Annotated in this window: 5 protein-coding genes; 3 read left to right on the forward strand and 2 right to left on the reverse strand. The window is 72.0% G+C overall.

From position 1 onward, the window contains the following. Positions 1-97: 97 nt before the first annotated feature. A complete protein-coding gene (locus IEY89_RS23985) occupies positions 98-901 on the forward strand; it encodes a nuclease-related domain-containing protein (protein ID WP_189149549.1) in 804 nt (267 codons plus the stop codon). A gap of 191 nt (positions 902-1092) precedes the next feature. Here the strand turns inward: IEY89_RS23985 and ligD are convergent, their stop codons facing one another. Continuing rightward, positions 1093-1956, reverse strand: a complete 864-nt coding sequence (ligD, locus tag IEY89_RS23990; protein WP_189149550.1) for a non-homologous end-joining DNA ligase — start codon at positions 1954-1956, stop codon at positions 1093-1095. 64 nt (positions 1957-2020) lie between these two features. Here ligD and ku point away from each other — a divergent pair, with 64 nt between their 5' ends. Beyond that, positions 2021-3103 carry a non-homologous end joining protein Ku gene (ku, locus tag IEY89_RS23995; RefSeq protein WP_189149551.1) on the forward strand — a complete coding sequence of 361 codons (1083 nt, stop codon included), beginning with the start codon at positions 2021-2023 and terminating at the stop codon, positions 3101-3103. A gap of 47 nt (positions 3104-3150) precedes the next feature. On the opposite strand, the gene IEY89_RS24000 is transcribed toward ku, so the two are convergent. Further along, entirely contained in the window at positions 3151-4458 is a 1308-nt protein-coding gene (locus IEY89_RS24000) for a beta-ketoacyl-[acyl-carrier-protein] synthase family protein (protein WP_189149552.1), read from the reverse strand. Between the two features lie 914 nt (positions 4459-5372). Between IEY89_RS24000 and IEY89_RS24005 the strand changes: the two genes are divergently transcribed. Further along, entirely contained in the window at positions 5373-12713 is a 7341-nt protein-coding gene (locus IEY89_RS24005) for a type I polyketide synthase (RefSeq protein ID WP_229695396.1), read from the forward strand. The last annotated feature ends 5 nt before the right edge of the window (positions 12714-12718 follow it).

Below are 12718 nucleotides of genomic sequence, written 5' to 3' on the forward strand. Positions count from 1 at the left end.
CCGACTCCGCCCCAACTCCCTTCAAAGGTAACCGGGTCCTTGCCCCGGCAGCACCCCGCCTGTTCCCATGGCCATGCGGGGATTGGGGTGATGGTGGATGAGCGGACTGCGTGTCGTACCGGCCTGGCGCCAAGGTCACGAACGGCTGTACGTGTGCCTGACGGACGGGCGGAACATCGCCTGGTACGACCGTGAGTCGTCCCGGGTCAACCTGCTGAGCGACGACCTCAGAGCGGACGTACTGAAAGCCCTGGCCCCGTTTCTGACGGGCCCGGTGACAGTGGGCCCGCCCCCGGTCCCGACCCCGGCGGAACTCGCCCGCCTCTCCCTCCACCCCGATGACGACCTGGCCCCGAACCGTCCCGGCGAGGCCCTCCAGATCGCCCTGGACCGCGACCCGGGCCCGCCTCACCGCCTCCGCCCGGACCCCCGACGACGTGCCCTGACGGCGGAACAGGCGGTGGGCGAGGCGCTGGAGGCGCTGGAGGGCGCGGGCTGGCACACCCTGCACTCGCTCCCGCTGCCCGGCGGCGACCGGATCCACCACCTGGTGATCGGCCCCGGAGGGCTGTTCGCGGTGCACACGCTGTACGCCCGTAAACAGCGGGTACTGGTCGCCGACCCGATGGTCTCGCTCGGCCGCCGGGACCCGCACCCGTTACTGCGCCGGGTGCGCTCGGACGCCGACCGCGCCTCGTACGCGCTGACAGCCGAGGTCCACCCCCTCCTGGCCCTGGCGGGCCCGGCCGACCTGAGGATCACCGTTCCGCTGCGGGAGGTCAGGGTGCTCCAGGACACGGATCTGTCGGAACTGATGCGGCTGGGGGGCGTACTGAAACCGGCGGACGTGGAGGCGCTGCATGCGGTGGCTCGGGATCGGGGGAGTTGGGGGCGGGTGTGACGGCAGCCGGGCGAGAGTTCCCGGACGGCTCGACCACAGCCAACTCATCGCGAGCGCTCCACTTTTGATATGCGCGTGAAGTTGCGGGACGGGCTGCGTAGGGTCACGAACGTGGACCCAGCGACTTCCGCACCGGCATCGTCGCGGAGCTCTCCGGGCCGCTGATATTCCTTCTCCCAGGAACCCGAGCCCTATTCACCCAGTAGGGGCGCCAGCAGGTCTCCGTACGCCTGGAGTCGGGGGCCGATGGCCGGTGCCCCGAACGTGAGTTGGGCCGGATCAGTGCACCCCGCCACCTCCTCCCACGTCACCGGTGTCGAGACGGTCGGCTCTGCCCGCGCCCTGAGGGTGTACGGCGTTGCCGTGGTCTTCCGCGCCGCGTTCTGGCTGTAGTCGACGAAGACCTTGCCCGGGCGCAGGCTGCGCTTCATGCGGTGGACGACCAGGTGGGGGAGGGCGCGTTCCGCCTCGACCGCCAGGTCCTTCGCGTACGCCGTGATCTTGCCGGACGGGGTTCGGGCCGCCGGTGCTGCCAGGAGGTGCATGCCCTTCGAGCCGGACGTCTTCGCGTACGTCTGCCATCCGTCCGCCGTCAGTCGCTCCCGCAGCCAGAGCGCGACCTCGCAGCACTCGACGATCGTCGCCGGATGGCCGGGGTCCAGGTCCATGACCAGGCGGTCGGCCTCGCCGGGGGCGTCGATCAGCCACTGGGGGGTGTGGAACTCCGTGACCAGATTCGCCGCCCACATGAGGCTCGGCAGATCCTGGATCAGGACCATGCGCGCCGGGCCCTCCGAGCGCGGGACCTCTGCCGTCGTGACCCAGTCGGGCGTACCGGGCGGCACGTTCTTGGTGAAGAAGACCTGGCCGTCGGGACCGTCCGGGTAGCGGAGGAAGGAGACCGGGCGGTCGTGGAGGTGGGGGAGAAGGACGTCCGCCGTGGTGGCGTAGTAGTGGAGCAGCTCGCCCTTGGTGAAGCCTGTCGCCGGGTGGATCACCTTCTCCAGGTTGGAGAGCGCCACCCTTCGCCCCTCCACCTCCGTGATCGGCGTCATACGATGAGAATCCCACGAAAACAGGGCAAAGCCACCCTTTACCCTCCGAGGAAGGTTTCCCCTCGTGCGATCCATATGGAACGGCGCCATCTCCTTCGGGCTGGTCAGCATCCCGATCAAGCTCGTCAACGCCACCGAGAGCCACTCGATCTCCTTCCGGCAGATCCACGTCGAGGACGGCGGGCGCATCCGGTATCGCAAGGTGTGCGAGATGGAGGACCGCGAGGTCCGGGCGGACGAGATCGGCAAGGCGTACGAGGGTGCCGACGGGGCGATGATCCCGATCACCGACGACGATCTGGCGTCGCTGCCTCTGCCCACCGCCAAGACCATCGAGATCGTCGCGTTCGTGCCCGCCGATCGTATTGATCCGCTGCAGATGGACACGGCCTACTACCTTTCCGCGAACGGGGTTCCGGCCGCCAAGCCCTACACCCTGCTGCGCGAGGCGCTGAAGCGCAGCCAGAAGGTCGCCATCGCGAAGTTCGCGCTCCGGGGGCGGGAGCGGCTCGGCATGCTGCGGGTCGTGGACGACGTCATCGCCATGCACGGGCTGCTCTGGCCCGACGAGATCCGGGCCACGGACGGTGTCGCGCCGGACACCGGTGTCACCGTGCGGGACCAGGAACTCGATCTCGCCGATGCCCTCATGAACACCCTGGGTGAGGTCGACCTCGCCGACCTCCACGACGACTACCGCGAAGCCGTCGAGGAACTCATCGCCGCGAAGGCCGCCGGCGAGGAGGCTCCGCACGCCCCGGCGCCGAGCGGTGGTGGCAAGGTGCTCGATCTGATGGCCGCGCTGGAGAAGAGCGTCCGGGAGGCGAAGGAGTCGCGGGGCGAGCACGTCGGCAACGGCGACACCGCCGGCGAGCCTGCGGAAGGCGCGGCGGAGGGGGAGGTCAAGCCTCTGCGTGCCGCGCGTCGTACGGCGTCCAAGGCTGCGCCTTCCAAGGCGGCCACCCCCAAGGCCGCCCCCAAGGCCGACGCAGGGAAGAAGTCGACCTCCACGGCGAAGACGGCCGCCGCCAGGAAGACCACCACCGGCAACAAGTCGACCGGCGCCGTCAAGAAGACCACGGCGAAGAAGGCCGTCGCCAAGAAGGCCGTTGCCAAGAAGACGGCCACTCGCAAACGCTCGGCGTGATCTCCTCGTTCCTCGTACCTTGCTCCGACCCGCAGCGGAAGGACCGCCTATCCAGCGAAGCGTTCACGCCGCAACGCCAGCACCGCGTTGTGGCCGCCGAACCCGAACGAGTTGCTGAGGGCCAGGTCGCCGTGGTCCGGCAACGGGCGCGGGGCGCCCCTCACCACGTCCAGGCCGATCGCCTCGTCCTGGTCCCCCTCCGCGCAGCCGATCGTCGGCGGGATCGTGCCGTGGTGCAGGGTCAGGGCCGTCGCCACCGCCTCCACCCCGCCCGCGGCGCCCTGGAGGTGGCCGAGGTGGCCCTTCAGGGCCGTGACGGGGACGCGAGGTGTGCCCACCGCGCCCAGTACCGCCCGCAGCGCGTTCGCCTCCGCGAGGTCGCCGTCGATCGTGGACGTGGCGTGGGCGTTGACGTGGACCACGTCGGCCGGGCGGCCCCCGGCGTCCCGCAGGGCGCGGTGCAGGGCCAGCGCGACTCCGGTGCCGGACGGATCGGGCGCCGCCATGTGGTGGGCGTCGGCCGACAGGCCCCAGCCGGCCGCCTCGCAGTAGACGCGGGCACCCCTCGCCCGGGCGTGCTCCTCGGACTCCAGGAGCAGGAAACCCGCGCCCTCGCCGTTCACGAATCCGTCCCGGTCCCTGGCGAAGGGGCGGGACGGCAGGTCCCCGGCGGGGCGCGTCGACAGGGCGCGCATCGCGGCGAACGACGCCATGATCGCCGGGGTGACGACAGCCTCGGCGCCTCCCGCGAGGGCGACGTCGACATGGCCGTACCGGATGCGGTCGATGGCCTGGCCGATCGCCTCCGTGCCCGACGCGCAGGCGCTGGTCACCGTGCGGGCCTCGCCCGTGATCCGCAGGGCCAGCGAGATCTGGGACGCCGTCTGCGACGGTACCGTCATGGGGGTGGTGAGCGGCGAGACCGCTCGCGGGCCTTTGTCGCGGAGTCTGCGGTCGCCGCCGACGAGGACCGACGCGTCGCCCAGGATCGCCCCCACCGACACCCCCACGCGCTCGGGGGACAGGCCGCTCGCCTCCGTGCCCGAACCGTCGAAGCCCGCGTCCCGCCAGGCCTCGCGCGCCGCCAGTACGCCGAACTGGGCGGCCCGGTTCATCCGGCGGGCCTGGGGCCGGGGGAGCAGTCCTGCCGGGTCCACGGGGACCGTGCCCGCCGCGCGGACCGGCAGGCCGGTGAACTCCTCGCCGGTCAACTCCCTTATCGCGCACCGGCCTTCGAGGAGTCCCCGCCAGAGGTCGGGGACTCCGACACCGAACGGCGTGACGGCACCCAGGCCGGTGACGACGACCCGGCGGGCGGCAGTGGGGCGTTGGTGAACATCCGGCTCGGGGTGCATGACGAGGCTGCCTCCCCGGGTGTGGCGCGGGACGGTCGGCGCACCTCAACTCTGCCCATGCCAGAGGCAATTCATGCCGGAGGTGGTTCACGCTTCAAGTGCGAAACGTGTGTGCACTGTCCGGACCCGTCTCAAGCGTCCGGACCCGCCTCAGGCATCTGGCGCCGGACGGTGAGAAGGCGCTGCGCCTGGTCGGCGGGTGTCGAGGGCCGCCGCCCTCTCGGAGGACCTCATCGCTGGAGCCGCGCGTCACCGATGAGCGTCGACCCGCCGCCGCTCATCGGTGACCGGGGTGGTGCCGGACGCCCTCGCTCCCGAGGTGTCGGAGGCCCAGGCACAGGCGCAGGTCTGACGGCGCCCCAGCCCCGCAACGAGCCGATCCTCCCGGGTTTCCGCCGGGGAGGTCGCCTCGGTTCTGTTGTGTCCTGCCTCTTGTTCACGGAGGGGGTGTGGAATTAGATGGTCTGTCAGTGTCGCCCGGCAGGGGTCTATGGCCGTGCCGAAGGGGCCTCTCAGGTGTGCCCGGATTCGGCCGCCGGGATGCTGACATGAAGAATTTACAAGGTTTCCTTCGCCCGCCCACCGTGTTTCCGAGGCGTGAGGCGGAAGTGAATTCAACCGGATTTCTGGCAGCTCGCTGTCGGGCGGGGCGTGCCACCGGGTCTGCGGTGACGTCGAAACTGATTGGAATTGGGCGGTTTTTCGGGACTTGGGGTGGCCGGGCGCTGGTGGCCGAATGGAATCGGCCGCATACGGAATGTTCCACGCCATGTTGACTCGCGAGTAATGTCGGCGCTAGCTTCCCGATGGTTTCCCCCCTGAGGTGAAGTGCGTCCGCGTCACACAAAACCCCCACCGTGCAGTTTCACCGAATATTTCGGAGAATCATGACGTCTGCCGTGCGCGCCGTTGACATGATCATTGGAGTCACCCCGTTCGGCGAGCCCGATGCCAGGCTCGCCGCCGCCGTCAGCCGCGCAGGCGGTATGGGGGTACTCGACCTGGGCCTCGGCGACCGGAGAGCCAGAGACGCGCTGGCGCGAATACGCCGCGTCGCCGCGTCCTCCGCGCCCGGCTTCCGCTACGGCGTACGGATCGGCTCCCACTGCCGGCTCACCCCCGCCGACCTGGTCGGTGACGGCGGCCCCGACACCGTGATCCTCGCCCCCGATGCCGCCGACGCGTTCCGGCCGATCGCCGAGGTCGCCGCCCGCCACCGGGTCCTCGTCGAGGTCACCGACCTGGTGGAGGCCCTCGCGGCCGTCCGTGCCGGTGCGCACGGGCTGATCGCCCGGGGCAGCGACGGCGGCGGCCGGATCGGCGACCTCAGCACCTTTGTCCTGCTGCAACGGCTGCTCGCCGAACCCGCCATCGACCTTCCTGTCTGGGCCCGCGGTGGCATCGGCCCCCGTACGGCCGCCGCCGCCGTCGCCGGGGGAGCGGCGGGCGTCGTGCTCGACAGTCAACTCGCCCTGCTCGCCGAGTCCTCGCTGCCGGAGGCGACGGCCGCCGCGCTGCGCTCGATGGACGGCTCGGAGACCGTCGTCGTGGCCGGTCACCGCGTACTGCACCGGCGTGGCCCCGACGCCCCGTCCGTCCCGGCCGGTGATCCGGCGGCGGTCGCGGAGATGCTCGGCGCCCAGGACCCGCGCACCCAACTCCTCCCGGTCGGCCAGGACGGCTTCCTCGCCGCCCGCTTCGCCGCCCGCTGGGGCGACACCGCCCGCACGGTCCGCGCCCTCACCGACGCGGTGCGCGATGTCGTGCGAGACGTTGTCCAGGAGGGCGTACGCGGTGACGTACGGGACGCCTCACGCGGTGACGGGCCCGTACGGGCGTTGCGTGCCGGGTCCCCCATGAGCCGGGCCCTCGGCACTCAACTCCCCCTGGCCCAGGGGCCGATGACCCGGGTCAGCGACCAGGCGGGGTTCGCCGCGGCCGTCGCCGGGGGCGGCGCGCTGCCCTTCGTCGCGCTGGCCCTCGCCAGTGGCGAGCAGACCCGGACCCTGCTGGCCGAGACCCGGGAAGCCGTCGGAGACGACCGGCCCTGGGGTGTCGGCGTGCTCGGATTCGCGCCCGAGGAGCTGCGAAACGCCCAGCTCGAAGCCGTACGGGAGCTTCGGCCCACGCACGCCGTCATCGCGGGCGGCCGGCCCGCCCAGGCCGAGGCACTGGAGCGGGCCGGGATCAGCACCTTCCTGCACGTGCCCTCGCCGGGGCTGCTGAAGCAGTTCCTGGAAGCAGGGGCCCGCCGGTTCGTGTTCGAGGGGTCGGAGTGCGGCGGGCATGTCGGACCACGTGGCAGCTTTCCGCTCTGGGAGGCCCAACTCGCGGTCATCGACGACTACTTGGCTGGGGCCACGGACAGTGATGCCGAGCGGATCGAGGTGTTCTTCGCGGGCGGCGTCCACGACGAGCGGTCGGCCGCGATGGTCGCCGCCCTCGCCGCTCCGCTGACCGCGCGCGGTGCGTCCGTCGGGGTACTGATGGGTACCGCCTATCTGTTCACCGAGGAGGCCGTGGACTGCGGCGCGGTCCAGCCGCTCTTCCAGCGACAGGTCGTCGACGCGACCAGTACCGCACTGCTGGAGACGGCGCCCGGTCATGCCACCCGGTGCGTACCCAGCCCGTTCAGCGACAACTACCGTGACTTCGAATCGGAGTTGCGGGCGAGCGGGGTGCCCGAGCGGCAGATCTGGGAGCGGCTGGAGCGGCTCAACGTCGGGCGGCTGCGGATCGCCAGCAAGGGCATCGAACGGGACGCCGAAGGCGAGTTGGCGACCGTGAACGAGCAACGGCAGCTCACCGAGGGCATGTTCATGGCCGGGGAAGTCGTCGTGCTGCGCTCGGCGACCACGACCATCGACGCGCTGCACCACTCCGTGGCGGACGGCGCCGCCGACTTCCTCACCGACCGGGCGGCCCAGCTGCGGGAGCGGCTCGGTGTGCATCCGCCCGAAGAGGCGGCGGCGCCCGCGCCCCTCGACGTCGCCGTCGTGGGCATGGCCTGCATGTTCCCGGACGCGCCCGACCTCGCCTCCTTCTGGGCGAACGTCCTCGGCGGTCACGACGCGGTGGGGGAGGTGCCGGCCGACCGCTGGGACCCCGCCGTGCACTACTCGCAGGAGGCCGGGGACGGCGGCGTCACACCGTCCAAGTGGGGCGGCTTCCTGCCCCGGATCCCCTTCGACCCGCTGTCCTACGGCATTCCACCCACCTCGCTCGGCAGCATCGAGCCCGTCCAGCTGCTGGCGCTCGAAGCCGCCCGGCGGGCCCTGACGCACGCCGGATACGGGGACCGGGGGCGGGAGTTCGACCGCTCGCGCACCTCTGTCGTCTTCGGCGCGGAGGCCGGCAGCGACCTGTCCAACGCGGGCACGCTGCGGGCCGTACTGCCCTCGTACTACGGCAAGGTCCCGGACGGGCTCGCGGACCAGCTGCCCAGGCTCACCGAGGACTCCTTCCCCGGCATGCTCGCCAACGTCATCTCCGGCCGGATCGCCAACCGGCTCGACCTCGGCGGCGCCAACTACACGGTCGACGCCGCGTGTGCCTCCTCCCTGGCCGCCGTCGACGTCGCCTGCAAGGAACTGGTGGGCGGGACCAGCGACGTCGTGCTGTGCGGCGGAGCCGATCTGCACAACGGCATCAACGACTACGTGCTCTTCTCCTCCGTGCACGCTCTGTCCCCGACCGGACGTTCGCGCGCCTTCGACAGCTCGGCGGACGGGATCGCCCTGGGGGAAGGCGTCGCGTGTGTCGTCCTGAAGCGGCTGGCTGACGCCGAGCGTGACGGCGACCGGATCTACGGGGTCATCAAGGGTGTCGGCAGCTCCAGCGACGGGCGTTCGCTCGGGCTGACGGCTCCCCGGCCCGAGGGGCAACGGGCCGCGCTGCAACGGGCGTACCGCAACGCCGGGGTGTCGCCCGCCGAGGTCGGGCTCGTCGAGGCGCACGGCACCGGGACCGTGGTCGGTGACCGCACCGAACTCGCCATCCTGAGCGAGGTGTTCAGCGAGGCGGGTGCCAAGTCGGGTGCCGTCACCCTCGGTTCGGTCAAGTCGCAGATCGGGCACACCAAGTGCGCCGCCGGACTCGCCGGGCTCATCAAGACCGTGCTCGCCCTGCACACCGGCGTCAAACCGCCCACCCTGCACGTCAGCAAGCCCAACTCCGCCTGGGAGGCGGGCAGCAGCCCGTTCGTGTTCCACGGACAGGCGCGGCCCTGGGCGGCCCCGGCACGCGAACGGTTCGCGGGGCTCAGCGCGTTCGGCTTCGGCGGCACCAACTTCCATGTGGTGCTGGAGGCCCACGCCGACTCCGCCCCGCCCGCGCACGGGCTCGACGCCTGGCCCGCCGAACTGTTCACGTTCCGGGCGGCCGACCCGGCGGGGGCCCGGCGGGCCATCGAGGACGTGCTGAAGGCGGCGCGGGACGAGCAGCCCTGGCGGCTGCGCGATCTCGCGCTCGCCGCCGCGCGCCGCTCCGACGCCCGCCACGAACCCGTGCAGGTGGCGGTCGTGGCGACGGACACGGCAGGGCTCGTCGGGCAGTTGCGTCGGGCACTGGCGGGGGAGCACGATCCGCGCGCCGGCGTCCACCTCGCACAGAACCAGCAGGAGACCTCGGGCCAGGTCGCTTTCCTCTTCCCCGGGCAGGGCAGCCAGCGGACCGGGATGCTCGCCGACGTGTTCGTCGCCCTTCCCGAACTCCAGTACTACCTGGAACTCGGCGGCGACCACGCCGACCTCCTCTACCCGCCCACCGCCTTCGACGACACCACCCGTGAGCGCCAGCACACCGCGCTCACCGACACCCGCGTCGCCCAGCCGGCCCTGGGCATCGCCGGCCTCGCCGCGCACGCCCTCCTCACCACGGCAGGCGTACGCCCCGACATGGCCGCCGGACACAGCTACGGCGAACTCGTCGCCCTCAGCGCGGCCGGCGCCCTCGACCCGGAGACCCTCCTCACGCTGAGTGCCGAACGCGCCGCCGCGATCCTCTCGGCCGCGGGCAAGGCGGGCGGCGACGACCCGGGCACCATGGCGGCGGTCTCGGCGGGCGCAGAGGACGTCACGGCCGCCCTGCGTGCCGCGGGCGCACCCGCCTCCGTCGTCGTCGCCAACCACAACTCGCCCAAGCAGACGGTGATTTCGGGCCCCACCGAAGCCGTCGACGAGGCAGTACGGCTGCTGCGTGGCGCCGGGCTCGGCGCGAAGCGCATCCCCGTCGCCTGCGCCTTCCACAGCCCGCTGGTCGCCGGGGCCGGGGAACGATTCGCGACTGCGCTGGCCCAACAACCCATCCACACACCCGAGTTCACGGTGTGGTCCAACCGGACGGCCACCCCGTACGGTGCCGACGCCGACGCGGTGCGTGCCGAACTCGCCGCCCAGATCGGCGCCCCGGTCGGCTTCGTCGCCCAGATCGAGGCCATGTACGAGGCGGGCGCCCGCATCTTCGTCGAGGCCGGGCCCGGTTCCGTACTGACCCGGCTGGTCGGCCAGATCCTCGGCGACCGCCCGCATCGCACGGTCGCCTGTGAACCGCGGCCCGACAGCGGACTGCGCGGCTGGCTCGACGCGCTGGCCCAACTGGCCGTCGCGGGGCTGCCGGTGCGCACCGGATGGCTGTTCCACGGGCGCGACGCCGTCGACGCGACCCGGACCAAGGCACCGAAGCGGCCCGGCTGGACGGTCGACGGCCATCTGGTCCGCACCGCCGCCGGCGACCTCCTCCCCGGTGCTCTCGCACCGGCCCGACGCGTAGTGGAGACAACGACAGTGACCGCGAATCACCAGGACGGCACCCCGGCCGGTGGCAGGGACGCGCTGATCTCCGAGTTCCTGCGCGCCAGCCGCGAGATGGTCGCCGCCCAACGGGACGTACTCCTTACGTACTTCGGCGCGGCACCGGGGCAGTGGACGCCCGTGCCGGCGGCCCCGGAGCCGCTGCGGGTGGCTCAGGCCCAGGTTCAGCAGGCGGTGCCCGCGCCCACGTATCCGCCCGCGCTCTATGCCGTGCCCGCGCCCGCTCCCGTTCCCGTCGCTGTGGGGTTCACGGAGGCGGATGTGTTGGGGGTGGTGTTGGGGATCATCAGTGAGCGGACCGGGTATCCGGTGGACATGATCGAGCCGGATCTTGATCTGGAAGCTGACTTGAGCATTGACTCGATCAAGCGGGCTGAGATCGCTGGTGAGTTGGCACAGCGGTTGGGTGTCGGGGGTGGTGGTGACCTCGTGGTGCTCGGTGATGCCGAGTTGGAGGATCTCGCCAAGGCCCGCACTGCGGCTTCCGTGACGGCGTGGCTGGCGGCGCGGCTCACGACGGCCGTGTCCCAGCCCGCGCCTGCTCCCGTTCCCGTCGCTGTGGGGTTCACGGAGGCGGATGTGTTGGGGGTGGTGTTGGAGATCATCAGTGAGCGGACCGGGTATCCGGTGGACATGATCGAGCCGGATCTTGATCTGGAGGCCGATCTGAGCATCGATTCGATCAAGCGGGCTGAGATCGCTGGTGAGTTGGCGCAGCGGTTGGGTGTCGGGGGTGGTGGTGACCTCGTGGTGCTCGGTGATGCCGAGTTGGAGGATCTCGCCAAGGCCCGCACTGCGGCTTCCGTGACGGCGTGGCTGGCGGCGCGGCTCACCGGCCCGGGCGAAGTCGAGGAGCAGGGGGCGCCACCGCAGCCTCTCCGGCCGGAGGCGGCCGAGGCGTCCCCGGAGATCACCGGGGAGGCGCCGAAGCGCTTCCAGCTGCGGCCCGTGCTGCTGGAGCAGCAGGACCGGAACGGGACCCCGAACGGGACCGGGCCCGCGAGCGTCGACCCCGCCGCCGTACTGGCCGGAAAGCGGTTCGCGCTCCTCGGTGACGACGACGGCGGCGCGGTGGCCCGGGAGGTCGTCGCGCGGCTCGCCGGGCACGGCGCCGAAGCAGTCGTCCTGGGCCCCGAGCATTTGCTGACCGGGGCGGACGGGCCGGTGGACGGGGTGCTGTTCCTCGACCCGCTGGCCTCGTCCCGGCCGCCGGTGCTGCCCGACGCGTTCCCCGTGCTCAAAGCGGCCCTGGGGCTCGGCCCACGCTGGCTGTTCGCCGTACGGGCGGCCACGGAAGGCGGCCCGGACGGCGCCGAGTTGAGGTCGGCCGGCCTGCACGGGCTCTTCCGCACGGTCGCCCGGGAGTACCCGGAGATGGACGCGCGGATCATCGACCTCGCCGACGACGACACGGGGGCCGCCGCTGTCGCCGACGCACTGCTCGGGGAGTTGCTCGCCTCCGACCGCACCCCGGTCGTCCTGCGAACGGCCGCCGGACGCCACGGACTTGAGCTGGTCGAGACCCCGCTGGGCGCACTCGGTACCACCGGAGCCGGGCCGGCCGGGGACGGAGCCGCAGAGGCCGCCGCCCTCGGACTGGACCGGGACAGCGTGGTGCTGCTGGTCGGCGGGGCGCGGGGCATCACCGCGAAGTTCGCCGCCGCGCTGGCGTCCGCCTCCCGCTGCCGGATCGAACTGCTCGGCCGGACACCCGCACCGGAGGGCCCGGAGGACGCGGCCACGACAGCCGCCCGTACCCGGACCGAACTGCGTGCCGCCCTCGCCGCCCGGGGCGGACTGACCCCCGCCGAGATCAGCCGGGAGACCGAACTCCTGCTCGCCCAACGGGAGATCACCGCCACCCTCGACGAACTGAAGGCCCTCGGCAGCCCGGCCCGCTACCACTCCGTCGACTTCAGGGAACAGGACGCGGCACTCCAGGCCGTGAAGGAGATCCACGCCGAACACGGCCGCCTCGACGGTGTCGTCTACGCGGCCGGGGTGATCGAGGACCGGCTCATCGCGGAGAAGACCCCCGAGTCCTTCCAGCGCGTCTACGGGACGAAGACGGCCGGTGCCGAAACGCTGCTCGCGGCGCTGGAGCAGCTCCCCAACAGCCCCGCCTTCGCCATCCTGTTCGGCAGTATCTCGGCCGTCCTCGGCAACCGGGGCCAGGTCGACTACGCCGCCGCCAACGACGCCCTCCAGAGCCTCGGCGCCGCCTGGGCGTCCCGTACCGGGCAGCGGGCCCTGACCGTGCACTGGGGACCGTGGGCACCGACCGGCGGTCACACCGGCATGGTGACCCCCGAACTCGGGCGCGAGTACGCCCGGCGCGGAGTCAGGCTCATCGATCCCGAGGAGGGCACGGCCGCACTGCTCCGCGAACTGGCCTGGGGCGAGGAGTCGGCGGGCGCCGTGGTCTACACCTCGTCGGGCTGGTAACGGAC

The organism is Streptomyces lacrimifluminis, from assembly GCF_014646095.1.
Taxonomy (GTDB): domain Bacteria; phylum Actinomycetota; class Actinomycetes; order Streptomycetales; family Streptomycetaceae; genus Streptomyces; species Streptomyces lacrimifluminis.